The sequence below is a fragment of the Streptomyces gilvus genome (genome assembly GCF_022513565.1).
GTDB lineage: Bacteria > Actinomycetota > Actinomycetes > Streptomycetales > Streptomycetaceae > Streptomyces > Streptomyces gilvus.
In genome coordinates this window covers 69,480-95,981 of record NZ_JAKWBE010000012.1, presented here as the reverse complement: position 1 = coordinate 95,981, position 26,502 = coordinate 69,480, and the positions used below count along the sequence as shown (strand labels likewise).

Annotated in this window: 25 protein-coding genes; 13 read left to right on the top strand and 12 right to left on the bottom strand. The window is 70.9% G+C overall.

Going from position 1 to position 26,502, the window contains the following annotated elements; all coding sequences use genetic code 11:
* Positions 1-807: an SGNH/GDSL hydrolase family protein gene (locus tag MKW14_RS20010; protein WP_240864131.1), complete on the bottom strand. Its 807-nt coding sequence runs from the start codon at positions 805-807 to the stop codon at positions 1-3.
* A gap of 343 nt (positions 808-1,150) precedes the next feature.
* Here MKW14_RS20010 and MKW14_RS20005 point away from each other — a divergent pair, with 343 nt between their 5' ends.
* The 5 genes from MKW14_RS20005 to MKW14_RS19985 all read left to right on the top strand — a co-directional run bounded on the left by MKW14_RS20005 (position 1,151) and on the right by MKW14_RS19985 (position 8,194).
* Positions 1,151-1,447: a hypothetical protein gene (locus MKW14_RS20005; RefSeq protein ID WP_308314611.1), complete on the top strand. Its 297-nt coding sequence runs from the start codon at positions 1,151-1,153 to the stop codon at positions 1,445-1,447.
* Positions 1,448-1,791: 344 nt separating this feature from the next.
* Positions 1,792-2,613: a glycosyltransferase family 2 protein gene (locus MKW14_RS20000; RefSeq protein ID WP_240864130.1), complete on the top strand. Its 822-nt coding sequence runs from the start codon at positions 1,792-1,794 to the stop codon at positions 2,611-2,613.
* Positions 2,610-3,599 carry a glycosyltransferase family 2 protein gene (locus MKW14_RS19995; protein ID WP_240864128.1) on the top strand — a complete coding sequence of 330 codons (990 nt, stop codon included), beginning with the start codon at positions 2,610-2,612 and terminating at the stop codon, positions 3,597-3,599. Before MKW14_RS20000 ends, MKW14_RS19995 begins: the two co-directional genes overlap by 4 nt.
* Positions 3,592-4,392: a polysaccharide deacetylase family protein gene (locus MKW14_RS19990; RefSeq protein WP_240864126.1), complete on the top strand. Its 801-nt coding sequence runs from the start codon at positions 3,592-3,594 to the stop codon at positions 4,390-4,392. The genes MKW14_RS19995 and MKW14_RS19990 overlap by 8 nt, the downstream gene beginning before the upstream one ends.
* Positions 4,385-8,194 carry a lipopolysaccharide biosynthesis protein gene (locus MKW14_RS19985; protein ID WP_240864124.1) on the top strand — a complete coding sequence of 1,270 codons (3,810 nt, stop codon included), beginning with the start codon at positions 4,385-4,387 and terminating at the stop codon, positions 8,192-8,194. Before MKW14_RS19990 ends, MKW14_RS19985 begins: the two co-directional genes overlap by 8 nt.
* Before the next feature lie 31 nt (positions 8,195-8,225).
* Here the strand turns inward: MKW14_RS19985 and MKW14_RS19980 are convergent, their stop codons facing one another.
* A complete protein-coding gene (locus MKW14_RS19980) occupies positions 8,226-9,644 on the bottom strand; it encodes a GH39 family glycosyl hydrolase (RefSeq protein ID WP_240864123.1) in 1,419 nt (472 codons plus the stop codon).
* Positions 9,645-9,812: 168 nt separating this feature from the next.
* Here MKW14_RS19980 and MKW14_RS19975 point away from each other — a divergent pair, with 168 nt between their 5' ends.
* Positions 9,813-10,907 carry a DUF5925 domain-containing protein gene (locus tag MKW14_RS19975; protein WP_240864120.1) on the top strand — a complete coding sequence of 365 codons (1,095 nt, stop codon included), beginning with the start codon at positions 9,813-9,815 and terminating at the stop codon, positions 10,905-10,907.
* Between the two features lie 16 nt (positions 10,908-10,923).
* A complete protein-coding gene (locus tag MKW14_RS19970; RefSeq protein ID WP_240864381.1) occupies positions 10,924-11,691 on the top strand; it encodes a DUF72 domain-containing protein in 768 nt (255 codons plus the stop codon).
* Positions 11,692-11,706: 15 nt separating this feature from the next.
* On the opposite strand, the gene MKW14_RS19965 is transcribed toward MKW14_RS19970, so the two are convergent.
* The gene (locus MKW14_RS19965) at positions 11,707-12,078 is read right to left on the bottom strand and encodes a GntR family transcriptional regulator (protein WP_240864118.1); all 372 of its coding nucleotides are present in this window, start codon (positions 12,076-12,078) and stop codon (positions 11,707-11,709) included.
* 71 nt (positions 12,079-12,149) lie between these two features.
* Between MKW14_RS19965 and MKW14_RS19960 the strand changes: the two genes are divergently transcribed.
* Together MKW14_RS19960 and MKW14_RS19955 are read left to right on the top strand one after the other, a co-directional pair.
* A complete protein-coding gene (locus MKW14_RS19960) occupies positions 12,150-13,076 on the top strand; it encodes a GNAT family N-acetyltransferase (protein ID WP_240864117.1) in 927 nt (308 codons plus the stop codon).
* Positions 13,057-13,557, top strand: a complete 501-nt coding sequence (locus MKW14_RS19955; protein ID WP_240864115.1) for a ribonuclease FAU-1 family protein — start codon at positions 13,057-13,059, stop codon at positions 13,555-13,557. Before MKW14_RS19960 ends, MKW14_RS19955 begins: the two co-directional genes overlap by 20 nt.
* Positions 13,558-13,588: 31 nt before the next feature.
* Here MKW14_RS19955 and MKW14_RS19950 read toward each other — a convergent pair whose 3' ends face one another.
* The gene (locus tag MKW14_RS19950) at positions 13,589-14,215 is read right to left on the bottom strand and encodes a class I SAM-dependent methyltransferase (protein WP_240864113.1); all 627 of its coding nucleotides are present in this window, start codon (positions 14,213-14,215) and stop codon (positions 13,589-13,591) included.
* A 139-nt stretch (positions 14,216-14,354) separates the two neighbouring features.
* Here MKW14_RS19950 and MKW14_RS40930 point away from each other — a divergent pair, with 139 nt between their 5' ends.
* Complete coding sequence (locus MKW14_RS40930) at positions 14,355-14,489, top strand: hypothetical protein (protein WP_276621281.1); 135 nt, start codon at positions 14,355-14,357, stop codon at positions 14,487-14,489.
* A gap of 6 nt (positions 14,490-14,495) precedes the next feature.
* On the opposite strand, the gene MKW14_RS19945 is transcribed toward MKW14_RS40930, so the two are convergent.
* Complete coding sequence (locus tag MKW14_RS19945) at positions 14,496-14,945, bottom strand: GNAT family N-acetyltransferase (RefSeq protein WP_240864111.1); 450 nt, start codon at positions 14,943-14,945, stop codon at positions 14,496-14,498.
* Positions 14,946-15,106: 161 nt separating this feature from the next.
* Between MKW14_RS19945 and MKW14_RS19940 the strand changes: the two genes are divergently transcribed.
* Positions 15,107-16,057 (top strand): lytic polysaccharide monooxygenase, encoded by a 951-nt coding sequence (locus MKW14_RS19940; protein ID WP_240864110.1) that lies wholly within the window; start codon positions 15,107-15,109, stop codon positions 16,055-16,057.
* 58 nt (positions 16,058-16,115) lie between these two features.
* Here MKW14_RS19940 and MKW14_RS19935 read toward each other — a convergent pair whose 3' ends face one another.
* Both MKW14_RS19935 and MKW14_RS19930 read right to left on the bottom strand, forming a co-directional pair.
* Positions 16,116-16,976, bottom strand: coding sequence for an esterase/lipase family protein (locus MKW14_RS19935; RefSeq protein WP_240864106.1), 861 nt, complete (start codon positions 16,974-16,976; stop codon positions 16,116-16,118).
* A 172-nt stretch (positions 16,977-17,148) separates the two neighbouring features.
* Positions 17,149-17,595: a MarR family winged helix-turn-helix transcriptional regulator gene (locus MKW14_RS19930; RefSeq protein WP_240864103.1), complete on the bottom strand. Its 447-nt coding sequence runs from the start codon at positions 17,593-17,595 to the stop codon at positions 17,149-17,151.
* Positions 17,596-17,705: 110 nt separating this feature from the next.
* On the opposite strand from MKW14_RS19930, the gene MKW14_RS19925 reads away from it, so the two are divergent.
* Entirely contained in the window at positions 17,706-18,080 is a 375-nt protein-coding gene (locus MKW14_RS19925) for a cupin domain-containing protein (protein ID WP_240864101.1), read from the top strand.
* A gap of 4 nt (positions 18,081-18,084) precedes the next feature.
* Here the strand turns inward: MKW14_RS19925 and MKW14_RS19920 are convergent, their stop codons facing one another.
* The 3 genes from MKW14_RS19920 to MKW14_RS19910 all read right to left on the bottom strand — a co-directional run bounded on the left by MKW14_RS19920 (position 18,085) and on the right by MKW14_RS19910 (position 23,516).
* Positions 18,085-19,059 carry a DNA polymerase Y family protein gene (locus MKW14_RS19920; RefSeq protein ID WP_240864099.1) on the bottom strand — a complete coding sequence of 325 codons (975 nt, stop codon included), beginning with the start codon at positions 19,057-19,059 and terminating at the stop codon, positions 18,085-18,087.
* Positions 19,056-22,478, bottom strand: a complete 3,423-nt coding sequence (locus tag MKW14_RS19915) for a DNA polymerase III subunit alpha (protein WP_240864098.1) — start codon at positions 22,476-22,478, stop codon at positions 19,056-19,058. Before MKW14_RS19915 ends, MKW14_RS19920 begins: the two co-directional genes overlap by 4 nt.
* A 120-nt stretch (positions 22,479-22,598) precedes the next feature.
* Positions 22,599-23,516, bottom strand: coding sequence for an alpha/beta hydrolase family protein (locus tag MKW14_RS19910; protein ID WP_240864095.1), 918 nt, complete (start codon positions 23,514-23,516; stop codon positions 22,599-22,601).
* Positions 23,517-23,650: 134 nt separating this feature from the next.
* Here MKW14_RS19910 and MKW14_RS19905 point away from each other — a divergent pair, with 134 nt between their 5' ends.
* Entirely contained in the window at positions 23,651-24,241 is a 591-nt protein-coding gene (locus MKW14_RS19905) for a TetR/AcrR family transcriptional regulator (protein ID WP_240864094.1), read from the top strand.
* A 249-nt stretch (positions 24,242-24,490) separates the two neighbouring features.
* Here the strand turns inward: MKW14_RS19905 and MKW14_RS19900 are convergent, their stop codons facing one another.
* Together MKW14_RS19900 and MKW14_RS19895 are read right to left on the bottom strand one after the other, a co-directional pair.
* Positions 24,491-25,336, bottom strand: a complete 846-nt coding sequence (locus MKW14_RS19900; RefSeq protein WP_240864092.1) for a slipin family protein — start codon at positions 25,334-25,336, stop codon at positions 24,491-24,493.
* 115 nt (positions 25,337-25,451) lie between these two features.
* Positions 25,452-26,351 carry a S1 family peptidase gene (locus tag MKW14_RS19895; protein WP_240864090.1) on the bottom strand — a complete coding sequence of 300 codons (900 nt, stop codon included), beginning with the start codon at positions 26,349-26,351 and terminating at the stop codon, positions 25,452-25,454.
* Between the last annotated feature and the right edge of the window lie 151 nt (positions 26,352-26,502).

Below are 26,502 nucleotides of genomic sequence, written 5' to 3'. Positions count from 1 at the left end.
TCAGACCGCTGCGGTCAGTACGGGCAGATAGCCGCCCGACTGGCCGGCGGCGGTCGGGTGGTACGACTCGCCGATGCTCAGCAGGTTGAGGCTGTGCAGCCAGGAGCCGCCGGAGCAGATCTCGTGGCCGGTGAAGGTGGTGCGGACGTCGCCGAAGGCGAAGCCGTGGTCGGCCGCGGCCTTGTTGATGGCGGTGTCCAGGTAGTCCGCCGCGTCGTTGATCGCCTTCCGCTTGGTGTCGGAGAGGCCGACGCAGGTCGTGCCGAGCCGGTAGAAGCGGGGGTAGCCGAGAGCGACCACGCGGGCGTTCGGGGCTTTCGCGCTGATCGCCGAGTAGACCTGGTCGAGCCGGCCCGGCAGCGTGGAGTCGACGTACGCCTTCGCGGTGTTGATCCGGGAGAGGCAGGAGCTGTCGGACTGCAGGACGCAGGTGGTCATGACGTCGGAGAAGCCGGCGTCGTTGCCTCCGATGGTGATGGAGACCAGGCCGGTGGCGGTGCTGAGCGGCCCGAGTTGGTTCGCCAGAACATCACCCGTACGGGCGCCGGAACAAGCGGTGAAGTCGAACGTCGAGGGTGAATGGGCCGCGGCCCAGAGGTAGGGGTACGCCTTGGTGCTGCGGTCGCAGTCGCCGCTGGAGCCGATGTAGCTGCCCGCGCCGACTCCCGAGGAGTAGGAGTCGCCGAGGGCCACATAGCCCGTGGCGGCGGCCTGCGGGGACGCCTGCGCCGCCGTGACCCCGGTGAGGGCCGTGCCGGCGGCGAGGAGGATCGAGCTCACGAAGACGGCAAATCGGGAACGTCTCATGGAACCTCCCTTTAGCAGGATCTCTGCCATAACCGTCGTACCAACTACGCGTGTTGAGGGGAAGTGTCCATGTCAAGCTTTTCGGTGCAGCGGGAAACGAACCGGACGCCCGGGAGACAAACGGGAGGCACAGGGAACAGGCATGTGCCTTGTTCGCGCCTTGACGCCCCCAGTTCGCCTGCGCGACATTGAAGTCCGGCATCCGGCGCGCTGGGGGGCAAAGTCGCCAATGCAGACCATCCGTATCAAGAGACCGTCGGACGACAGCGGCACAGAGCGGGCGGGACCCGGTCCGGGGAGGGACCTGAGGCCTCTGCTCGCGGGGGCCGCGACGGCCGTGGGGGTGTTCGGCGCCCTGCTCGCGCTGTTCGACTCCGGCTCCGCGCTGCGCGGTCCGCTCACCCTGTTCTTCCTGCTCGCGGCGCCGGCGACCGCCATCGCGGCCGCGCTGCGCGGGCTGGAACCCTTCGGCCGCACGCTCGCCGCCGTCGCGGGCGCGGTCGTCATCAACATGCTCGTGGCTCAGGGCATGTTGGCCGTCCACCGCTGGTCGGTACATGGCGGGATCATTGCCGTGACCGTCATCAGTTGTGCACTTCTACTTCTAAGTTGTGTAACGGTCAAACCAACAAAAAGGTGAGGCTTGACTCCAGGCCTTGCCATACGGGTTCAATCGTCAATACCGTCGTACATCTCACCCGCATCGGACCATCACACAGCGGCTCCAGGGGAGGGCTCAGGACCGCGGTGGCTTCCGGGGCGGGGCGCGGTAGGGGGGTGCCGTGCTCGGTGACCGCACTTGTGACCGAGTCGTGCCGCGCGGTCGGCTGCCGTCATTACGGCAGACGGCCAGTTCTGCCAGCTCGCTTCGGCGTGCACGGAGTTCCTTTTCGTCATGCTCAGGCGTGAACCCCCCTTTCGAACCGGACACAAAACCGGGCCGCCCAGGGGCGGGCGGTCCACCGGACGAGAGGGACCAGACTCATGAGTTCCGTACTGCGGCCGGCCGCCACGGGCGAGGGCCCGTCAGCCGCCGCCCAATACCGGCCGATCTCCTCGCATCTGGCCATCGCACCACCGGTGAGCGTGGTGATTCCCGCGATGAACGAGGCGGAGAATCTCCCCTACGTCTTCAAGACACTGCCGGACTGGATACACGAAGTGGTCCTGGTGGACGGCAACTCCACGGACGACACCGTGGAAGTGGCCCGTGAACTGTGGCCGAAGGTCAAGGTCGTCGAGCAGCGGGGCAAGGGCAAGGGGGACGCCCTGATCACCGGGTTCGAGGCCTGCACCGGCGACATCATCGTGATGGTCGACGCGGACGGCTCGGCCGACGGCGGTGAGATCGTCTCGTACGTCTCCGCCCTGGTCTCCGGCGCCGACTTCGCCAAGGGCTCACGCTTCGCCAACGGCGGCGGCACCGACGACATGACCTTCGTCCGCAAGCTCGGCAACTGGGCGCTGTGCACGATCGTCAACCGCAAGTTCGGCGCCCGCTACACCGATCTCTGCTACGGCTACAACGCCTTCTGGCGGCACTGCCTGGACAAGATCTCCCTCGACTGCACCGGCTTCGAGATCGAGACCCTCATCAACATCCGGGTGGTCAAGGCCGGGTTGAAGGTGCAGGAGATCCCCAGCTACGAGTACCTGCGCATCCACGGCGCCAGCAATCTGCGCGCCGTGCGGGACGGGTTCCGGGTGCTGAAGGTCATCCTCAAGGAGCGCTCCAACCGGCGGGAGCTGCGCCGGCAGGAACGCCATTCGCCGATGCTGGACTCGGTGCGGGGAGAGGTGTCTTGAGCGATCTCGACGTCTCCGTCGTGATCTGCGTCTACACCGAGGACCGCTGGGAGGACATCCTCGCCGCGGTCGCCTCGGTGCGCGCGCAGTCACGGCCCGCTCTGGAGACCCTGCTGGTCGTCGACCACAACCCGACCCTGCTGGAACGACTCACCAGGGAGTACAAGGAGACCGCGGACGTACGGGTGCTCGCCAACGCGGGCCCGCGTGGCCTGTCCGCCGGCCGCAACACCGGCATCGCGGCCTCCCGCGGCGAGGTGCTCGCCTTCCTCGACGACGACGCCGTGGCCGAGCGCGACTGGCTGCGCCGCTTCACCGAGGCCTACACCGATCCCCGGGTGATGGCGGTCGGCGGCCGCACGATGCCCGTCTGGGCGTCCGGCCGCCGTCCGGCCTGGTTCCCGGAGGAGTTCGACTGGGTGGTGGGCTGCACCTACCGGGGGCTGCCGCCGGGCCGGGTGCGGGTGCGCAACGTCCTCGGCGGAAACGCTTCCTTCCGTCGTACGGCGTTCGACGCCGCGGGCGGTTTCGCGACCGGCATCGGACGCGACGGCGACAAGCGGCCGCTGGGCTGCGAGGAGACGGAGCTGTGCATCCGGCTCAGCCGGTGCAGGCCCGAGGCCGTCCTGCTCATCGACGACCGGGCGGTGATCCACCACCGGGTGCCCGCGGCGCGCGAGCACTTCCGGTACTTCCGCACCCGCGCCTACGCCGAGGGACTGTCCAAGGCGCTGGTGGCCCGCAGTGTGGGCGCGGACAAGGGGCTCGAGTCCGAACGCCGGTACACCACCCGGGTGTTGCCGGCCGGGGTGGCGCGCGGGCTGCGGGACGCCGTACTGGCCCGGCCGGGCGGAGCGGGGCGGGCCGGGGCCATCGTCGCCGGGGTGCTGACGGCGGCGGGCGGATACGTCGTGGGGAGCGTGCGGGCCCGCCGGGGCGGGGCCACGTTCTCGGTGGCCGGGATCGAGGGGGGATCCGATGACTGAAACGCCGGTGCCGATCCTGATGTACCACTCGGTGGCGACCGCGCCGAACGACGCCACGCGTGCGCTGTCGGTCGCGCCCGAGGCGTTCTGCGAGCAGATGGCGATGATCGGCGACCTCGGGCTCACCCCCGTCGGCACCGCCGCTCTCGCGGCCGGTTGGCGCACGGGGCGCCCGCTGCCGCCGCGTCCCGTCCTGATCACCTTCGACGACGGCTACGAGGGCGTGCACCGGCACGCCCTGCCCGTGCTCGCCAAGCACGGCTTCGCCTCGACCCTGTTCGTCTCCACGGGCTGGATCAAGGGCGCGTACGACACCGGGGGCGGCCTCGACACGATGCTCGACTGGGACCAGGTGCGCGAACTGGCCGCGGTGGACGTCGAGATCGGCGGCCACAGCCACACCCACCCGCAGCTCGACCAGCTCGCCGACGACAGGCTGCGCTACGAGCTGAGCCGGTGCCGCGAGATCGTCGCCGACGAACTGGGCACCGCCCCGGCCTCCTTCGCCTATCCCTACGGCTACTCCAGCCGCCGGGTGCGCGAGGCCGTCCGGGAGAGCGGGTACGCCCAGGCGCTCGCCGTCGGCAACGCGCTCGCTCGCCGCCGCCAGGGCCCGTACGCGCTGCGGCGGGTCACCGTGCGCCGCAGCACCGGGATCGAGGAGTTCGGACGCCTTCTCGAAGGCCGTTCGATCGCCCGCACCTTCGCCGGGGACCGTGCCCTCACCAAGGGGTACGCCCTGGTCCGCAGAGCACGTCAGGTCCGCCGGAAGGCCATCCGTTCCCGTGTCTGACACGACGACCACGACAACCGAGGCCCAGCCCCCGACCGAGGCGCCCGAGCAGCCGGGGCGCCGTCTTCGGCTGCCCGGGCTTCGCCGGTCCCAAAGCGGCAGCCCGCTGTTCCGCAACGCATACGCCCTGATGCTCAACACCGGTATCTCCGCGGTGCTGGGCCTCGGGTACTGGCTGGTGGCCGCCCGCTACTACTCCGACACGGCGGTGGGCCAGGGCTCGGCCGCGATCGCCGCGATGAAGCTGCTGGCGGGCCTGACCGCGGTGACCCTGACGGGCGCCCTGGCCCGCTTCATCCCGGTCGCCGGCCGCAGCACCGGGCGCTTCATCTTCCGTACGTACGCGGCCAGTTGCGTCGTGGTGTCGTTCGCGGCGGGCGTCTTCCTGCTGACGCTGGACACCTGGGGGCCGTCGTACGCCTTTCTCCACGGGGCGGTCAAGGGCCTCGGCTTCATCATGGCGGTCGCCGCCTGGAACCTGCTCACCCTGCAGGACGGGGTGCTGACCGGGCTGCGCAGCGCGCCCTGGGTGCCCGTCGGCAACACCGTCTTCTCCGCGGTGAAGCTGGCGCTGCTGATCGGGCTCGCCGCCTCGATGCCGACGACCGGTGTCTTCCTGTCCTGGGTCCTGGCGATCGCCACCTCCGTGGTGCCGCTCGGCATCCTGGTCTTCCGCAGACTGGCGCCCCGGCATGTCAAGGCGACCGAGGACCACGCGAAGCCGCCGACGGTCAAGGAGATCGGCAGGTTCCTCGCCGGCGACTACACGGGCTCGCTGTTCTCGCTCGCCGTGGTCTACCTCGTGCCGGTCATCATCGCCTCGCAGGTCAGCTCCGAGGACAACGCGTACTTCTACATCACCACCACCATCGGCGGCACCATCAACCTGCTCGCCATCAACATGGGCGCCTCGCTGACCGTCGAGGGCTCGCACGACCCGGCCCGGCTCGCCGCCAACACCCGGGCCGCGCTGCGGCGGATGGCCCGGATCATGCTGCCGATCTGCGGGCTGCTGTTCCTCGGGGCGCCGTACATCCTCGGCGTCTTCGGCTCGGGCTACGCGGATGCGGCGACCCCGCTGCTGCGCTGGTTCGCGGTCGGCGCGCTGCTGAGGGTCGTGATGGAGACGTACTTCGCGGTGCTGCGCGCCCAGAGCCGCACCGCCGGACTGGCCTGGCTGCAGGGCCTGTTGTGCGTGCTGGTGCTCGGGCTGACCCTGCTGCTGCTGCCCCGGATGGGGCTGACCGGCGCCGGTGTCGCCGAGATCTCCTCGCTCGCCGTGATCGTCACCATCGCCGCGCCCAAGCTGTACCGCACGGTGAAGGCCGCCCCGGCCGAACTGCCCGCGGACGCGGCGCCCGACGGGGACCTCGCCGACCTGGGTGCGCGGGACGTACCCGCGAGCGAGAACCCGCGCCGGCGCGGACCGGCCTGGGCGCTGGACACCGACACCCTCGCGCTCGGCATCCATGTCGACTTCGACCACCAGGAACGGCGCCCCGACGTGCGCCCGGGACCGGGCACCCCGCCCACCGGCACGCCCGTCGTCCGCCCGGACCACCGGCCGACCTGGGCGAAGCAACCGCAGGTCGGGCTGCCGGTGGAGGAGCGGGAACCCGGTTCGGAGGCCTCGCTGGGGCCGGCCGAGCTGGAGATCGACGCGCCCTTCGAGGCCGGACTCGCCGAAAAGGGCGTACAGGAGCCGTCGCCCGCGCAGGCGGAGACACCCGTACAAGAGGAAGAGGTGCGCGAGCCCGAGCCGCCCGCCCTGTCCTGGCGTCAGCGGCTGCGGCCCACCCGGCTCGGGCTGGTCCTGGGCTGTCTGCTGGTCGCCGCGCTGCTGCTGTACTGGGTGCCCGCGCTGCGGCTCGGCGAGAGCGACCTGGACCGCATGGGCGGGCTCGGGCTGATCTCGGTCCTGCCGCTGCCGACGCTGGTCGGGGCCGCGCTGCTGGTCGCGGTGTTCGGCTCGCTGCTGTGGCTGGGCCGCGAGCACAAGGCGCTGCTGTTCGTCACGCTGCTGGCGACCGTGGTGTCACTGCACGCTCTGCCCGCGGTGATCGAGACCGAGCCGCGCTTCCCGACGGCCTGGCAGCACCTGGGCTTCCTCGACTACATCGACCGGACCGGGTCGGCCGTGCCCGACCTGGACGCGCGCTGGAGCTGGCCGGGCTTCTTCGCGGTCGCCGCGTTCGTGACCAAGGCCTGCGGGGTCACCGACCTCACCGACCTGATCCGCTGGTGGCCGCTGACCATCCAACTCCTGTATCTGGCACCGATGTTCCTCCTCGTCCGCTCGATGCGGGCGAGCTGGCGCGCGAAGTGGACCGGCATCTGGATCTTCGTCCTCAGCGGCTGGGTCGGCCAGGACTACTTCTCCCCGCAGGGCTTCACCTACCTGCTCTACCTGGCGTTCGTGGCGATCCTGCTGGTCTGGTTCCGCGAACCGCGGGTGATCTGGACCAAGCGGCGGCCCGGCGAGGCGGAGGTCGAACCGGCGAACCGGCGTCAGAAGGCCGTCCTGCTGGCCGTGTTGATCGGCCTGTTCATGGCGAGCGTTCCCGCCCACCAACTCACCCCGTTCGTGATGCTGGGCGTGCTCGCGGCGCTCGTCCTGGTCCGCCGCTCCGAACTGCGCGGTCTGCCCGTCCTGTTCGCCGTGGTGGTCGCGGTGTGGATCGGCTTCATGGCCGAGCCGTACTGGTCCGGCCACTTCGACGAGCTGTTCGGCGGGGTCGGCGGGGTCGGCAGCAACGTCTCCACCTCCGTCTCCGGCCGTATCCAGGGCGGCAGTTCGACCCACAGGCTCGTCCTGTACGCGCGTGTGCTGCTGGCCGGCGCTGTGATGCTGTTCGCCTGCTGGGGCTGGTGGCGCCGGCGTGACCACAAGTACCGCGAGCGGTCGCTGCTGGTCCTCACCTTCGTCCCGTTCCTCGGCTTCGGCATGCAGTCCTACGGCGGCGAGATGGCGCTGCGCGTCTTCATGTTCGCCCTGCCCGGCGCGGCCCTGCTGGCCGGTCTCGCCCTGTTCCCGCGCACCGGCGTCACCGCCGAGGAGCGGGACAAGGACCGGGTGAGCCTGGCCCCGCTGGCGGCCCTGCTGGCCGGGCTGCTGCTGATGGGCGGCTTCCTGGTGGCCCGCTGGGGCAACGAGCCCTTCGAACGGGTCCGGCCCGGTGAGGTCGCCGCCATGAACTACGTCTACGCCCACGACAAACCGACGGTCCGTCTGCTGTGGCTGAGCAACGACACCGTCAACGACGTGACCCCGGCGATGCCGTGGGGCGCGAAGGACATGGAGCGGGTCGACTACGTGCCGACGCTCGCGCCGGCCGACCCGGTCCTGGTCTCCAGCCTGGTCAAGGCCCTCAAGGACGCGGGGCCGAACTCGTACCTGATGATCAACGCGGGCCAGGTGACCTACCTCCAGATGGACGTGGGCTACTCGGCCACCTGGGAACCCCGGCTGATCCAGAACCTGGACCGGCGGCCCGAGGTGAAGAAGGTGTACGACAACGCGGACGCGACGATCTACGCCCTCAGGAAACAGCCCGAGGGCAAGGTGCCCAAGCCGGACCCGGGTCCGATCGGCCCGCAGATCACCTGGACGCCGTGGTCGGTCGTCGGCGCCCTCGCCGCCCTCGCGCTGATCCTGATGCTGACGGCACGCGAGGTCCTCCGGGTCGCGATGCGCCCCAGCGTGCGCCAACTGCGCCTGCTGCAGAGCAGTTTCTGGTTCTCACTGCCGCTCCTGGCGGTGCTGCTGGCCTCACTGGTGCAACGGTTCCTGAGCCTGAAGTGAGATCGCGTACGGGGTGAAGCGGCCTACGGCCCTACCGCTTGAGCCACTTCACCTCGTACGCCTGCATCGCGAACCGCTTGCCGTCGACCTGGGCGCTGATCGAGCGGTCGAGGGTGTTGACCACCAGGACGGTTCTGTCGCTCGCCAGCACCCGGACGTTGGGCACGTCGTCCGGTGCGACGGACACGGTCGCGTACCTCGTGCCGGGCCGGAACGCCTGGTTGAAGCGGGAGACCAGGTCGAACATGGGCAGCTTCTGTCCGCCGCCCGAGCCGTCCGTCGGCGTCCACAGGCAGCCCGCGCAGGTGTCGCCCTTCTCGTCCTCCGGGTTCCAGTAGAAGCCCGAGGACGCACCGCCCTTGGCCATCGCGATCATCCCGGCGGCCTGGACGGCGACCCGGTGCGTCTCGGACCAGCCCTTGCGGTCGTCGTTGCCGTCGGCGGGCTCGACGTAGTACTCGGCCCACCACAGCGGCAGGTCGTGCGTCTGCCGCCGCACCCACTCGCCCACGGCGGTGAGCTTGTCGGTGGCCCCGAACTCGTCCGGCTTCATCTCGTCGTCGTTGGTGTAACTGGAGCCGTCGACGACGACGAAGTCGGCGCCCGCCTTGTGCTCGTTCCAGTAGTCGAAGGCGTCCAGGACCCGCTGGTCCATGGCGCCCCAGGGCCCCTTGAAGGTCGCGGAGGCCTCGTCGTCGCGCGGGTCGACGCTGTCCATCACCAGGTACGGCCCGCCGACCATGATGTCCTTGTCGACCTTCTTCAGCGCCCGGTAGACGAGGTTGTAGAGCCGGGTGTACCCCTCGTAGTCCCAGCGGCCCTTGGCGTTGTTCCAGAAACCCTTGAACTCGTTCCAGACGATGAAGTGCCGTACGTCCGGATAGCGTTTCGCGACGGTCGCGGCGAGCGCGGCGAAGTCGGCGTAGTGCTGCGGCTGCGGGGCGGTCTCCAGCGCGGACTGGCTCCAGTCGGTGTTGTCGACACCGGCCTTGCCGCCCTTCATCCAGTCCGGGGCGCAGCACAGGGTGACGACCGGGGTGCCGCCCGACCTGCGGATGAAGTCGATCCGGCGGTCCATCGCGCCGAAGTCGTAACGGCCCTTCACCGGCTCGGGGTTGTCCGCGCCCCAGCCCATGAGCGCCTGGTCCTGCGGCACGCCCCCGGCGTCCTGGATCAGCTTCTCGACCCGGTCGGTCGCGGTGGAGCTGCCCTCGTCGGCGCTGTACTGGGTGTGGGTGAAGCCCCAGCCGACCTCGGGCCTGTCCTGGTCCGGCGGGGTCACCGGGGTGCCGTGCACCGTGGCGCCGTTCTTCGAGGTGCCCTTGGTGCCGCCGCTGTCCGGAAGCGTGTTGAGGAGGGTCACGACCAGCGCGAGTGCGGCGACGCCCACACCGAGCAGCGCGGTGAGCCGCCACCGCCGAGCCCCCGAAGTCCACCCATGACGTCCCATCGAGGCCAACAGTAACGGGAGGAATGCCCGCCAGGGCAGGTGTTGCACCCACACAGCTCTGTAACAGGACGGAGGGGATACAACAGGACCAGCCGGTCACGGCCGACACACCCGGCGCACCACGGAAACCGGGTGCACGCGGGGCGCCCGTGCCGGATCATGGACGCCATGTCTGCGAACCCACACGACGCGTTGCCGATCCGGCTCAACGTCGACGACAGCGACTCGCCGTCCGACGTCGTCGACGCGCTGTTCCTCGGCCGCTTCGCGACGGGCGAGCAGCCGTACTCGCACGCGGCGAACATCGACCGGGTGCGCTCCGGGGCGACGCTGCTGCCGGCCGGCGCCCGGGTGCTGCGCGTGGCCCGCGACGACGACCGCAGCGCGACGCTGGCCGAGGGCGAGGGCTGGACGGTGCTGATCTCCCGCTGGAACCGGGGCGCGGACGTCACGGTCACGGCGACCAGCGCGGAGCTCGCGAAGAAGATCCTCGACCAGGCCACGGACGGCGCGGCCGACGAGCCCGAACCCCAGCCGGAGAACGTGACGATGGGCTTCTGGTACGTCTCCCCGAGGCGCGGCCCGCACCGCACCACCCGGCAGATCTCCGCGGGCACCTGGGACGAGGTGCGGGAGAACTACACGGCGCCGGTGGCCGAGGCGATGGACCGCCTGATGAAGACGACACCGGAGGACATCGCCGGCCGCCTGCTGCTGCTCCACGGCCCGCCGGGCACGGGCAAGACCTCGGCGCTGCGCACCCTCGCCCGCTCCTGGCGGGACTGGTGCCAGGTCGACTGCGTCCTGGACCCCGAGCGCCTGTTCAGCGACGTCGGCTATCTGATGGACATCGCGATCGGCGAGGACGACTCGACGGGCAAGGGCCGTTGGCGGCTGCTCCTGCTGGAGGACTGCGACGAACTGATCCGCGGCGAGGCCAAGCACACGGCGGGCCAGGCGCTGTCCCGGCTGCTGAACCTCACCGACGGACTGCTGGGGCAGGGCCGTAACGTCCTGGTGGGCGTCACGACCAACGAGGACCTGGAGCGTCTGCACCCGGCCGTGGTCCGCCCCGGCCGCTGTCTGGCCCGTATCGAGGTGGGCAGGCTGACCCACCGCGAGGCGGTCGGCTGGCTCGGCACGGAGGAGGGCGTCGGCCGCGAGGGCGCGACCCTGGCCGAGCTGTACGCGCTGCGCCGGGGCACCTCACCGACCTCGGTGCCCGACCCCCGGGACGGGGCGGACGCGGGGCTGTACCTGTAGTGCTTTCATGGACGGTATGACCCTGTTCGTCGGGACGTCGGGGTGGCAGTACAAGGACTGGCGGGGCGTGCTCTACCCCGACGGGTGCCCCACGCGGCTGTGGCTCGAGGAGTACACGGCGCACTTCGCGACGGTGGAGATCAACAACGCGTTCTACCGGCTGCCGACGCGGGAGACCTTCGAGACGTGGCGGGAGCGGGTGCCGGGTGACTTCGTGGTCGCGGTGAAGGCGAGCCGGTACCTCACCCACATCAAGCGGCTGCGGGAGCCCGAGGAGCCGGTCGACCGTCTGATGACCCACGCGGCGGGTCTCGGGGACCGGCTGGGCCCGGTCCTCCTCCAGCTCCCGCCCACCCTGAAGGCCGACCCGGGCCTGCTGGACACCTGCCTCGGCTGCTTCCCGCCGGGCACCCGGGTCGCGGTCGAGCCGCGGCACGAGTCATGGTGGACACCGCAGGTGCGCAAGGTCCTTCAGACCCGGGGCGCGGCCCTGTGCTGGGCGGACGTCCTCTCCCGCCCGGTGACCCCGCTGTGGCGCACCACGGACTGGGGCTACGTCCGCTTCCACCAGGGCCGCGCCCAGCCATGGCCGCACTACGGCCGCCGGGCGCTGGAGACATGGGTGACCCGGATCATGAGCACCTGGGGGACGAACGAGGACGTCCACGCGTACTTCAACAACGACCCGACGGCAGCGGCGGTACAGGACGCGACGACGTTCGCGAAGGCGGCCCGAACAGCGGGCCTCCGGGTCACCCGCACCCCGTCGCTCTCGCCCCGCTGACGTGCCGGATCCCGCTCAGCCCTCCCCGTACCCCGCCCGCAACGCATCCCGCACCGCGGCCAGCGCGTCGGCCTCCGCCAGCCCCAGCCGCCGCGCCCGCTCCACGTACGCCTGAGCCGCCGCCGCGAGCTCCCGTTCCGCCGCGGAGCCCGCCGCCGCCACGTACGTCCCGTTGCGGCCCCGCGTCTCGATCACCCCGTCGCTCTCCAGCGCCCGGTACGCCTTCGCCACCGTGTTCGCCGCCAGCCCGAGCGACTCGGCGAGCCCCCGCACGGTCGGCAGCCGGTACCCCACCGGCAGCACACCGGTCCGCGCCTGCTCGGAAATCTGCGCCCGCACCTGCTCGTACGGCGCGGCGCTGTCGTCGATGTGGATCTTCAAGGTCACGGCCCGATTGTCCCGTACCCGCCCGAAAATGGGAGGCACCCTGGCTCGACCTCCCCGTAGCGTGCGCCTTCATGACAGCAACCGTGCGCGACCTACGGCCCGACGACCGGAAAGACCTCGAGGACTTCGCCCTCATCCGCCATCTCGGCCTCCCGTACGTCATGTGGACCGCCGACGCCATCCGTCACCGCCTCCTCCACACCCACCCGGACGCGAAGGCCCGGGCGCTGGTGGCGGAGGAGGACGGCGAGATGATCGGCACGGCCCAGATCGGCCTCGTCCACGACAGCCCGCAGCCGGGCCAGGGGTACCTCAACATCTACGTGCACCCGGACCGGCTCCACCGCGGCGCCGGCCGGCTCCTGGTCCAGGCGTCCGAGGAGTACCTGATCGCGCACGGTGCGACGAAGCTGTTCGCGTGGGTCCTCGACGAGCCGGCCAACCGCGCCTTCGCCGAGCACCACGGCTACCGCGCCAGCCGCTCGGCCGGCTTCCTCCGGCTGGACCTGGCGAACGTCACGCTGCCGCCCCTGCAGGACCCCCCTCCCGGCACCGAACTGCGCACGGCCGCCGACTTCGCGGACGACCCGCGCCCGCTGTTCGAGCTGGACGCCGAGACGACGGCGGACGAACCGAGCGATGTCGACACCGAGTTCACGGACTACGAGGTCTGGATCGAGGAGAGCTGGAAGCACCCGAACATCAACCTCGACCTGACCACGGTGGCGGTCGTCGACGGCCGCCCCGCCGCCTTCACCGTGGCCTACACCGACGGCACCCGTTACTTCACCGCCATGACCGGCACCGCACGCGCCTTCCGCGGCCGGGGTCTGGCCAAGCTCGCCAAGAACCACTCCCTGCACCGCGCCCGCGCCGCCGGCTTCACCGAGGCCCACACGGGCAACGACGCCGGAAACGGCCCGATGCTCGCGATCAACAAGTGGCTGGGGTACGAGATCTCCGCGTCGGAGGTGCGCTTTGTCCGCGAACTCGGCTGAACCCGCCCGGCGGTTGAACGTCGTCCTCGTCAAGGCGGGCCGCACGAAGATCGGTTACGAGGCCGACCTCATCCACCCCGACGGCGACCGGATCGCCGTACGCGCCCTCTGGGCGGGCGAGGGGGTCCGTGACTTCGGGTTCGTGCGCTTCGAGAAGGGCGACGTCTTCACCGAGTACTACTGGCGGGACCGCTGGTACGCGGTGAAGGAGGTCCGTGACGCCGAGGGCGGGCTGAAGGGCTGGTACTGCGACGTCACCCGGCCCGCGGTCCGCTTCGGCTCGGAACTGATCGTCGAGGACCTCGACCTGGACCTGTGGCGCTCGGCCGACGGCAGGGACGTACGCCGGCTGGACGAGGACGAGTTCGCGGCCAGTGGCCTCGCGGACAGGGACCCGGAGGCGGCGGCAGCGGCGGGCGCGGCCCTGGACACCCTGGAGCGGCTGGCCCGCGAGGGCGGCTTCGACGCGCTGTTGGCCTGAGGCGCCACCGCCTCACACCAGCGACGCAGCCTCACACCAGCGCCACCACCGCGTACCGCTCGTCCTCGACCGGCCCGCCCCACAGCGCCGCGTCCTGCGACAGCGGCTCCACGCGCACCACCTCGGCCAGCGGCTCGACGAGCCCGGCAAGCGTGCCGGCCGGGATGCCGGCCGGCGTGACGGTCCCCCACACGCCCTCGATCAGCACGAGCCGCCCGCCCGGCCGCAGCAGCCCCCTCCAGTGCCGCAGCGCGCGGCCGGGATCGGGCAGGGCCCACAGCACATGCCGTACGAGCACCACGTCGAAGCGCTGCTCCCCCACCGGCGGTGCCGCCGCGTCGCCGAGGAGGAACGCGGCGTCACGTCCGGCCAGTTTGGCCCGCGCCAGCTCGACCATGGCCGGCGAGCCGTCCACGCCCGTGACGCGGTGTCCCTGCTCGGCCGCGAGGAGCGACAGACTGCCCGTGCCGCAGCCGAGGTCGAGGACGTCCGAGGACCTCGCCGGCAGCCAGTCACCCAGCCGGCCCGCCCAGGCCCGCCGCACCTCCGGATCGCGCAGTCCGTGGTCCGGCTCGTCGTCGAAGGAGGCGGCCTCGGCGTCCCAGTCCAGGCCGGAAGCCGCGCCCGCCCCGGTCAGAGCTTCACTGTCGTTCGTCATGTCCCCCAGAGTGACACCCGCCACTGACAGTCGAATCGTGACAGCCGCCACTGACAGACCCGCACCGATGAGTCACTCTCCCGAAAAGGGTCTACCTCCGTGAGAACGCGGAACCCGGTAGGCACTGAAGGAGGCAGCCATGCGCCGGACCACTGTGCAGAAGCCCCTGAAGAAGACGGACTCGCGCAGGGTCCGCGAGGAAGCCGACGAGCGTTCCGCCGGACGCCCGGAGGTGCGCAAGGACATCGCGAGAACGTGGTGGCCCGACGGCTGAGAGCGGTCAGTCGAGCCGCTTGCGGAAGTGGACACGGTCGTAGGGGCCGTCCACCCGCCGCTCCACGGCCTCGTAGCCGAACTTCGGGTAGATCTTCTGGTTCTCCCACATCATCGCGTTGGTGTAGAGCCTGACCTCGGGCAGCCCGAGCGCACGCGCGCGTGCCTCGACGAAGTCCAGCAGCCGTCGCCCCACGCCCGTGCCGTGTGCGTCGGGGTGGACGGCGATGCTGTCGAGGAACAGATGGTCGTCGCGCTCCTCCAGCACGACGAGCCCGATGACGGGATCGCCCGTCACGAACACCTTCCCCGCGGCCACGTTCGCCGCGTGGTCCGCCTCCATGGGCACCGGCACCACCCCGATCCGTTCGATGTAGGGGTGGTACGCGGCGTCGGTCACGGCTTTCACGGCCGCCACGTCGGCGGCCCCGGCCGCCCGGATCCCGTCGTCCGCCATGCCGGCCACGCTCCCTACCTGATCCCAGTCTCAGCACTCCCTTAACGCGAGCATAAGGATCTCCCTCGCCCGTCCCCAGCAGGCGATTTCACGGTTTCTCCGGGCTAGCTTCTGATCACACCCCACGGGATTCGCCCAGGACCGTTCCGAGGAGATTCCGCATGCCCGCACGCCTCCGCCAGGCCGTCACGATCGCCGCCCTCGGCGCGAGTCCGCTCGCCCTGACCGTCCTCTGCGCCGTCCCCGCGTCGGCGCACGGGACGATGGGCGACCCGGTCAGCCGGGTCGCGCAGTGCTACGCGGAGAACCCGGAGAGCCCGACGTCGGACGCGTGCAGGGCCGCGGTCGCCGCCGGCGGCACCCAGGCGCTCTACGACTGGAACGGCATCCGCGTCGGCGACGCGAACGGCCGCCACCAGGAGCTGATCCCGGACGGCAGGCTGTGCGGCGCGGGCAACGAGGAGTTCAAGGGCCTCGACCTGCCCCGCGCGGACTGGCCGGCGACGGGGGTGCGCGACGGCTCGTACACCTTCAGGTACCGCGTGACCGCCCCGCACAAGGGCACGTTCACGGTGTACATCACCAAGCCGGGCTACGACCCCGCGAAGCCGTTGGCCTGGAAGGACCTGGACCTGTCGGCCCCGGTGGCGCAGGCCACCGACCCGGTTGCCGCGAACGGTTTCTACACGTTCTCCGGCACCCTCCCCCAACGCTCGGGGCGGCAGCTCCTGTACGCGGTCTGGCAGCGCTCGGACAGCCCGGAGGCCTTCTACTCCTGCTCGGACGTCACCTTCGGGGGCGGCGGCGCCACGGCCACCGACTCGACACCGGCTCCGACCGCCTCCGCGCCCTCCGACCGGCAGATCGCGGCCGGTGCCGACAAGTCGACGGTCGAGCACCACGGTCACGGCGACCAGGACGCCGCCACGTCGGCCGAGCCGGCCGCCGCCGACACGCCGAAGGCGGCCGGTGCCGCGGAGAACCTCGCCGCGACGGGGGGCGGTGGCAGCACCCCGTACCTCGCGATGGGCGGTGCGGCGGTGCTCGCGCTGGGGTCGGCGGCGCTGTTCGCCTCGGTCCGCCGGCGCGCGACGACCTCGGGCCGTCGGTAGACCCCACGGGGGGCGGGGCCTGTCCGGCGGCTCAGGTCGGACAGGCCCCGTTCGTGCGTCAGCTCAGCACGGACGCGCAGGTGGTCCGGGTGGCGTGCGCCGGGTCGAGCGCGTTGGCCACCTCGTGGAAGGCGAGCCGGTCGCTGAGACCCATCAGGACGTGCTCGGAGAGGTCGAGCGAACACAGGTTCTGGATGAGGACGTTGTGCACGTCGGAACCGCTCAGGAACTGACTCGTGTACGGCGTGACGACCTCGTCGTACTTGCTGGCGATGACGGTGTAGTGGACGCCGGGGACGGTGTCGCCGCCGGCGTTGAGCTTGGTGAGGAAGGCGGACCCGACGATCTGGTCGGCGAGGCCCGGAACGGACGAGGACAGCAGGTCCGACGCTCCCGGGAAGTACGGCAACAGGTTGGTGAGGCCGTCGAGGTCGGTTCCGTGGTTGTCGGGTGCGATGCCGACCAGCGCGTTCACCTTGGCGGCTCCGCCGAGGAACCTCAGGTAGTAGCGGGGCATCATGCCGCCCTGCGAGTGGCCGACGACGTCGGCCTTGGCGGCTCCGGTGGCGGCGAGCACCTTGTCGACGAAGGCCGAGAGCTGCTCGGCCGACTTGTCGATGGGGCCGAGGCCGTAGAAGACGGGGACGCCGGAGAGCTGGCCGTAGTCGAGGGAGAAGACGCAGTAGCCGCGGCTCTCCAGGTAGGGGGCGAGGCCCAGCCAGTTGTCGACCGAGTTGCCGAGGGTGCCGTGGACCAGGACGACGGGGCGGGGGTGGGCGGCGGAGGACTTGCAAGAGTAGTCGTTCCACCCGCTCGTGGGAGCGGCCGAGGCGTGGGCGGCGGTGGCGGGGACGAGGGCGACCGCGGCGGTCAGCAGCGCCGCGGCCAGGGGTCTGAGCACTCGGTTCCAGGGCAGCATCGTGTGATCTCCTTGCGGCTCAAGGGAGTTGCGATGGCCTTACGCCCTGTGATCCGGATCACGAAGGATGCTGTTCACTCGTCAAGTTACGAGCGAGTAGTGCAAGTGTGAAGTTACGCGTCAGTAAAAACTTCCAGTGATAACTGACTCGGCAGTTGCGCCTGTTGAACCGTCACCAGGCGGGCCTGACAGGACCATAGGGCGCGATCCGCCACAACTGCTCCCACAACGCCCGCACTTCACTCTCCCCGAGTACGTCCGCCCACCCCCGCACCACCTCGGCGGCCGCCTCCTCGGCGGCCCGGGTGCACGCCCACCCCCGCTCGGTCAGCACGACCAGCCGCGCCCGGGCGTCACCGGGGTGCGGCCGCCGCTCGGCGAACCCCCTGCGCACGATCTCGTCGACGAGCTGACTGGCGGCCTGCTTCGTCACCCCGAGATGTGCGGCGAGCTCGGTCGCCGTCGCACCGTCCGGGGCGAGCCGCGCGAAGGCGAACCCGTGAGCGGGCCTGAGCCCGTCGAAGCCCCGGGCGACGACGCCCTCGTTGATGCGCTGGGTCAGCTCGCCGGCGACGGCGAGCAGGCTTGCGGACAGGGCCATGGCCTCGGAGTTCTGCACGCAGGCATTGAAACACCCTTGACGAGATGGTCAATCGGCTTGACCATAGAGGCGAGCAATATGGTCAAGCCGCTTGACCATATGATCGGCACCCGACCGGAGAGGCACCCATGCCCGTCATCCGCACGTCCGAAGCCGTCACCCACGAGATCCACGGCGCCCGCTTCGTCTCGTACGCGAGCCCCCTCACCGGGAGCAAGGAGCTGTGCGCCTGGCGCGGCGAGATCCCCCCGGGCACCAGGGCCCCCGTCCACGCCGTGACCCGCGAGGAGATCTTCCATCTCCTCGTCGGCGAACTCCTGATCACCCTCGACGGCCGCACCGACCGCGTATCCGCGGGCGACACCGTGATCATCAACCCCGGCGCGACCCTGGGCGTCGAGAACCCCACCGATCAGACCGCGATCTCCTGGGTCACCACGTCCATCGGCCTGGAGGCGGAACTGGCCGACGGCACCCGCATCACCCCGCCGTGGGCGAACTGAACGGTCATGCCACCAGCGCGCCCGGGATCACCGCCCCCGGGCCGAACTTCGCCCTGATCCGGTCCGCGGTCTGCTCGATGCGGCGGACCTTCTCGTCGACCGGGTCGAAGGTGAGCTGGTAGGAGGCCTGGTCGGCGGGGGTGAGGGACTCGGCGCGCAGGGCGAGGGCGCGGACCCGGGCGCGTTGCAGGCCGAGGGCCTCGTACATGCCGTACGCCGTCCTGGTCAGGGCGGCCGAGTGCGCGGTGGGTTCCTTCAGAGTCCGGGTGCGGGTCGTCGAGGAACGGTCGGCGTAGCGGACCGTGAGGGTGAGGGTGCGGCAGACCTTGTCCAGGGCGCGGAGGCGGGCGCCCAGTTCCTCGGCGGCCGACAGGAGGGCGCGGCGGTGCCGGTCCGGGTCCAGTTCGTCTCGCTCGAAGGGACGTTCGGTGGCGAGAGAGCGGGAGACGCCGTTCGGGACGACCCGGCCGCGGTCGACGCCGTTCGCCTTCTCGTGCAGTTCACGGCCCGTCCGCGCGCCGACCAGCCGCTGGAGCGTGGACAGCGGCGCGGCGGCGACCCGCCCCAGGGTGTCGAGGCCGTACTCGGACAGGGTGCGGGCGGTCGCCGTGCCCACGCCGGGAAGCGCGCCCACCGGCAGGTCCGCGAGGAACTCCGCGATGCCCTCCGGATCACCGGGAACCTCGCAGGTCACCCCGGGCCGGGCGGCCCCCAGCGCCACCCGGGCCAGCATCGGCCCCGGCCCGGCGCCGATCACACAGTCGACCCCGTACAGCGCGAGGGCACGTACCCGGATCACCGACGCCAGTTCGACCGCCCCGCGCCCGAAGTACCGCTCGGCGCCCCGCAGATCGGCCAGCGCCGCATCCGGCGGCAGCGCCTCCACGACCGGGGTGAACTCCTCCAGCAGCCCGAGCAGCCCGGGCAGGGCCGTCTCGGCCTGAGGCGGCAGCTGGAAACGTACGCACACGATGGTCATCCCGCACTCCCCGGACTCTGGTGCCACAACTTCCGTACCTGCGAAGGCTCCTGACCCGCCGGGCGCAGATCGGCCCACGGGTTGAGTTCGTATCCGGTGGGCAGCTGGATGCGCCGGCCCCGCGCCGGATCGCCGCCCGCCCCTTCCGGCGCCGGCTCCGCCAGCCGCTTCGCCACCTCGTCGAGGCCGCCCTCGGCACGCAGTTCGACCAGTTCGGCGAGGTTCCAGGCGGCGGAACCCACCACGCTCAGACTGCGCGGCCCACGCCGCTGCACGACCCCGCGCACCAGCAGCAGCCAGGAGTGGAAGACGGTGTGGGCGCACGCGTCGTGGGAGTCGTCGAAGAAGGCGAGATCGACCAGGCCCGTCCCGTCGTCCAGCGTGGAGAAGATGACCCGCTTGCCGGACCGGATCGGCGGTGTCTGGGTCGCCGCCTTGGCCCCCGCGACCAGCACGGTCTCCCCGTGCCGCGCCTCCCGCAGCCGCCGCGCCGACACCACGCCCAGCTCGTCCAGGAAGACCCGGTGATCGTCCATCAGGTTGCGCGAGGCGTCCATCGACAGCACCCCCAGCTCGGCGCTGAGCTTCTCCGCCTCCGACAGATCCGGCAGCCCGGCGGGCGCGGTCTTCCGCCCGCCGGCCAGGGGCAGTTGGCCGCCGCCCGCGCCCCGTGCCCCGCGCTGCAGCTCGGTCAGGTGCAGCTGCAGATCACGCCGGTTGGCGCCGAACGCGTCCAGGGCCCCGACCTGGGCGAGCCGTCCCGCGAGCGGCCGGCTGGGCCGCGCCCGCTCCCAGAAGTCCAGCAGCGAGGCGTACGGCTGCCCTTCCTCGATCCGCGCGGCCTCGGCCTCGCTGATGCCGTACACATCGCAGAGCGCCAGCCGCAGTCCCCACACCCCATCAGATTCAGACACCAGTTCGATCCGGTGTGCGACCGCCGACTTGTTCACATCCAACGGCAGTACCGGCACCCCCCGCCGTCGCGCGTCCGCCAGCAACAGCCGCTTCGGGTACATCCCGGGATCGTGCGTGAGCAGCCCCGCATAGAAGGCGGCCGGATGATGGGCCTTCAGCCAGGCCGACTGGTACGTCGGGACGGCGAAGGCCACCGCGTGCGCCTTGCAGAAGCCGTAGCTACCGAACGCCTCGACGATCTCCCAGGTCCGCCGAATCGTTTCTCCGTCATACCCGTTGGCCGCCGCGCACTGGGCGAACCACACCTTGATCCGCCCCTGCGACTCCGGGTCGGACAGCCCGCGCCGCACCCGGTCCGCCTCCCCGCGCCCACAGCCCGCCATGATCGCGACGATGTCGATGATCTGCTCGTGAAAGACGACCACCCCGTAGGTGCCCCGCAGCGGCTCCTCCAGATCCGGATGCGGATACCGGACGGGCGCCCGTCCGTGCCGGGCCTCGATGAACGGCCGCACCATGTCGGCGGCGACGGGCCCGGGCCGGAACAGCGAGATGTCCACCACCAGATCGTGAAACGTACTCGGCTGCAGCCGCCCCACCAGATCCCGCTGCCCCGGCGACTCGATCTGGAAGCACCCCAGCGTCTCGGCGGACCGGATGAGCCGGTACGTGGCCGGGTCACCCCCCGCCAGCCCGTCCAGGTCGATCCGCTCCCCCGTCGCCCGCTCCACCTCGGCGACCGCGTGCGCCATGGCCGACTGCATCCGCACACCCAGCACGTCCAGCTTGAGCAGCCCGAGATCCTCCACGTCGTCCTTGTCGAACTGCGCCATGGGAAACCCCTCGCCGCTGGTGGGCATGACCGGCGTACGGCTCAGCAAGGACGCGTCCGACAGCAGCACCCCGCACGGATGCATGGCCACCCCGCGCGGAAGGGCGTCAAGAGCCTCGACCAGCTCCCAGAGCCGCCCGTGCCTCTCCTTCTCCCCCGCCAGCGCCTTGAGCTCGGGCAGTTCCTCCAGCGCCGCCCGGGCGTCGCGCGCCCGGATGTGCGGGAAGGACTTGGCGATCCGGTCGATCTCGTCCGGATCCATGGACAGGGCGGCGCCCACGTCCCGGATCGCGTGCCGCACCCGGTAGGTCTCCGGCATCGCGACCGTGGCGACCCGCTCCTCGCCGAACCGGCCGATGATCGCCCGGTAGACCTCCAGCCGCCGCGCGGACTCCACATCGATGTCGATGTCGGGCAGCACGACCCGCTCCTTGGACAGGAAGCGCTCCATCAGCAGCCCGTGCTCGATCGGATCGGCGTTCGCGATACCCAGCAGATGGTTCACCAACGACCCGGCCCCGGACCCGCGAGCGGCAACACGAACCCCCATCTCCCTTACGTCGTCCACGACCTGAGCAACCGTCAGAAAATAGGACGCGAAGCCGTGATGACCGATGATGTCCAGCTCATGGTGCATCCGCTCCCAGTAGTCACGCCGGTCCGCGTAACCGCGCAGCACCATGCCCGCCGCCGCCCGGGAGGCCAGCGCCCGCTGAGCGGTACGGCGTCCCGCGCCGACGAGGTGCGCCTCGGGGAAGTGGACCGTCCCCATGCCCAGGTCGTCCTCGGGATCCACCAGGCACTCGGCGGCCACGGACTGCGTCTGCTCCAGCAGCCGGTGGGCGGTCTCCCGCCGGTACCCCGCCGCCTCGACGATCCGCTCCGCCCCGCGCAACATCTCGTCCGCGCCCTTGAGCCAGGCCTCCCCCGAGTCCAGCCCCTTCCTGGGGTCGATCGGGACGAGCCGCCGAGCCGCGTCCAGGACGTCGGCGACCGGCCCGAGCCCGCGGTCGGCATAACGGACGGCGTTGCCGAGCACCGGCCGGACCCGCTGCTCGGCGGCGAAGCCCAGGGTGCGGGCGGCCAGCCGCAGCGACCCGGCCCCGGTGCCCTCACGCCCGTGCCAGACGACCTCGAGGCGCAGGGCGTCCCCGTAGACCTCCCGCCAGGGCGCGAGCAGCCGGGCCGCACGGTCGGGCCGCCCGGCGGCAAGGGCCCGTCCGACGTCGGAGGCGGGACCGAGCAGGACGGTCACCCCGTCGGCGTGGTTGTCCGCCCAGGCCAGCAGGGGCTGACCTGCCCCCGCATGCGCCGCCGTGACCAGCCGGCACAGATCCGCCCAGCCCCGAGCCCCCTCGCGCGCCAGATAGACGACCCGAGGCATCGACTCATCGACAAAGGACCCGCCACGCACAGGATTGCGGCGCCGCCCCCCTCCCCCTGGCTCGGGCTCCGCTCCCCCCACCGCCAGTTCCACCCCGAACAGCGGCCGCACCCCCGCCCCCGCACAGGCCTTGGCGAACCGGACAGCACCGGCGAGGGTGTCGCGATCGGTGAGGGCGAGGGCGTCCATCCCCCGCTCGGAGGCGCGCTCGGCCAGCCGCTCCGGGTGCGAGGCGCCGTACCGCAGGGAGAACCCGGAGGCGGTGTGCAGATGAGTGAAGCCCGGCACCCGCACCTCCCGCTATCGAACATCAGTTCCCGACCGTCCCACCTCCACCATAGACCAAAATCAGAACGCTTGTGCGATTACCGTTCGAGCCCCCGCCACCTGCGAAAACGCCGACGAGCGTCACTTGCTCTGCAGCGCGCCCAGCGCTTCGGGATCCTCCGCCAGCGCGGCGACCGCCGCCTTCCAGCCGTTGTCCCCGGGATGGAGGGCACTGCGCAGATAGGCCGAACCGAGCCGCTGAATCAGAGCGACGCGCGCAGGATTCTCGTCCGTCGTCTCGGCGACCCCGTACCCGGAGATGCCGCCGAGCGAGTGCTCGCCCCCGAACAGCGTGAGCAGACTCTTGTCGCCCGGGCTGTAGGTATAAGGATCAACGAACCAGTCCGGCCCGCGCGTGGAGAGCAGGGACTGATCCCTGTCCCCGGCGACGATCAGGGCCGGAGTGGTCATGGTGTCGAAGGACGGCCTCATGAAGGGGAAGTGCTCGGCGGCGAACGGGGTCAGGGTGTCACCCAGGCCGGTCAGCGCGAGCAGCACACCCGCCTTCACCCGGGGGTCGGACATGTCCTCGCCGGGCTTGCCGTCGGCGCCGAGGACGCGCGCACCCAGCAGCGCGCTCGCCGTCTGGGCACCCCAGGAGTGCCCGGCCACGGCGACACGGTCCCGGTCGAGACGCCCGGCGAGGCCCGGCACGGCGGCTTCGATGACGTCGAGCCCGTCCAGCACGCGCGTGAGGTCCTCGACACGGATGCGCCAGATCCGCGGCGTACGGGGGTCCTCGGGGGGAAGACCGAGCGTCCTGGAGTCCAGATGGGTGGGCTGGACGACCACGAAGCCCTGCGCGGCCCAGTAGTGCGCCAACGGGAGGTACCCGTCCATGGACCAGCCGAAGCCGTGCGAGAAGACGATGACGGGCAGATCACCACCGCCGGCGGGGGCGGACACACGGACCTGGAGATCCTCACCGCGCCCCGGGGCGGACAGAACAACCGGCCGCACGGACACCACGGTGGTGGGCGCGGTCTTGGATTCGGACATGGAGGTGCCTTTCAACGGGCAGCGGTTGGCCGCAGGCCAGCCGTTCTGCCATCATGAATGAAACGGAACGTTGTTCCACAACGATACGGAACTCCGTTCCGTTTTACAAGATCGGTCGTCGAAGGAGTGCTGCGGTGAACGACGAGGGCAAGAGCCCGGGAAGCTCAGCCAGGTCGAATCGCAAGGACGCCCGGCGCAACCAGCAGGCACTGCTGGACGCGGCCGCCGCGGTCTTCGTGGCCTCGGGCGTGGACGCGCCGGTGCGCGACATCGCGGCCAAGGCCGGCGTCGGGGTGGCCACCATCTACCGCCACTTCCCCACCCGGGCGGACCTCGTGGTCGCCGTCTACCGCCACCAGATCGACGCCTGCGCCGAAGCCGGCCCCACCCTCCTGGCGGCCGGCCCCACCCCCTATGCCGCCCTGGGGAAGTGGGCCGACCTCTTCGTCGACTTCCTCGTCACCAAACACGGCCTCGCAGCCGCGATGCAGGGCGACAGCACCGGCTTCGAGACGCTCCACGCCCTCTTCCTCGACCGGCTCCTGCCGGTGTGCGCCCACCTCGTCGAAGCCGCCGACGCCTCAGGCGAGATCCGCTCCGGCATCGACGCCTACCACCTCATGCGCGGCATCGGAAACCTCTGCGTCGGCGCCGAGACCGACCCCCGCTACGACGCACGCCACATGGTCGCACTGCTCATCGCGGGCCTACGCCACCCGACCTGACCAGCCGCCCACAGGTGCCGCCGTACGCCCACGGTGCCGCGAACCCCACACGCCGACGGCGGGAAGGGGACGGGGCGGGGGGTGTCCGCCCGCAGCGTCGGGCGTCAACAAACAGCACCGCATAGCCACCAGCACCGCCCGACCGAAGACGGACACCCCCCGCCCCAGCCCCGACCCACACCAGACCGTAGGCGCTACGCAAGCCCCCACCGAACCCGCACAGGCGCCGCAGGCACCGGGCATCGAACCTCAGCCACCCCCCGCCCCGGACTCCCCGCCCGCCGGAGGCAACTGCTCCTGCACAGGCTGCGCCGCAACCTGCGGCGGCACCCCCTGCTGCTGCGCCTTCTCCAGGAACCGCAGCAACTCCACCGGGAACGGCAGCACCAGCGTCGAGTTCTTCTCGGCCGCCACCGCGGTCACCGTCTGCAGCAACCGCAACTGCAACGCGGCCGGCGTGTCCGCCATCTGCTGCGCCGCCTCGGCCAGCTTCTTCGACGCCTGCAACTCCGCGTCCGCGTTGATGACCCGGGCCCGCCGCTCCCGGTCCGCCTCGGCCTGCCGAGCCATCGACCGCTTCATGGTCTCCGGCAACGAGACGTCCTTGATCTCGACCCGGTCGATCGTCACCCCCCACTCGACCGCCGGACTGTCGATCATCAACTCCAGCCCCTGATTCAATTTCTCCCGACTGGACAGCAGATCGTCCAGCTCACTCTTGCCGATGATGCTCCGCAACGAGGTCTGAGCCATCTGCGCCACAGCGAACCGGTAGTCCTCGACCCGCACCACGGCCTCCGCGGGCCCGGTCACCTTGAAGTACACGACGGCGTCCACCCGCACGGTGACGTTGTCCCGGGTGATCCCCTCCTGCGCGGGCACCGGCATCGTCACGACCTGCATGTTGACCTTCTGCAGCCGGTCCACGAACGGCACGATCATCGTGAACCCCGGCCCGCGCACCTCGTCCCGCAGTCTGCCCAGCCGGAACACCACTCCGCGTTCGTACTGCTTGACGACCCGCGCCGCCGCCATCACGTACACCACTCCGGCTGACGCGAGGGTCACTCCCGCCGCCACCAGCGCCTCGAGCATGTCGGCCCCCAGGGGACTGAGCGCTACCTGTACTCCGAAGGTAACTCCGCCACCCGAACAAGAGGGAGCCCCCGCACACTGGTTGCATACGGGGGCCACCCGAAGGCGGATGACGTCAGCCGATGCTCACGCCGTAGTAGCTCAGCGCCTCGGTCACCGGCTGGAAGAAGGTCGTACCGCCGGAGCTGCAGTTGCCGCTGCCACCGGAGGTCAGCCCGTACGCCACGCTGCCGCCGTACAGCGGACCACCGCTGTCGCCGCCCTCGGCGCACACCGTGGTCTGGATCAGACCGTAGACGACGTCACCGCTGCCGTAGTTGACGGTGGCGTTCAGCGCGGTGACCCGCCCGCTGTGCGTACCGGTGGTCGATCCACGGCGGTACACGGTCGTGCCCACGCTCGGCGTGGCCGCGCTGGTGATGGTCTGGCTGCCGACCGTGCTCGGGTGCGAGACGGAGGAGTTGGTGTAGCGCACCAGCGCGAAGTCGTTGCCCGGGAAGCTGTAGCCCACGTTGGTGCCGAGCACCGTGGAGTGGCTGGAGTTGGAGTACCAGGTGGAGGCGACCTCACCGCAGTGGCCGGCGGTCAGGAAGTAGTAGGTGCTCCCGCTGTGCACGTTGAAGCCCAGGGAGCAGCGGTACTGTCCGCCGTAGATGGCGTCGCCGCCGGAGATCAGCGGCTTGAACTGCCCGGCCGAGCGCTTGATGGTGAGGGCCCCGGCGTTGGCGCCGGCCTCGCGCTTGATCTTGGCGATCTCGGCCTTGGAGACCGTGCTGTCGACGGTGACCAGGACACGGTTGGTCTTGCTGTCGACGGCCCAGGCGGTGCCGGGGACGTCGGCCTTGAGCACCGAGGCGTCCGCGTTCTTGAGCGCGCTCGCGCTGAAGGTGGGGGACTCGGACGCGTTCGCGCTGGGGACCGCGATCGCTGCGGCGGCCACGAGACCGGTGGTGACGGCGATCAGCCGGGTCCGTCTCGAAATGCCGCTGCGGGGGGTTGTGCGCTTGATCCTCACGTTCGTTCCTCCCAAGGGGAAGTCGGGGGGCCCGCGTGGGGTCGGGGCCCCGTGAGGCGCAGCCCGAGGCATGATCGTCCGGGTTCCGGACAAGCCGTGCCCCTGACAAGCGCTTGTCGGGGAGTATTCGGCCGAACGACCGGTAGCCGCA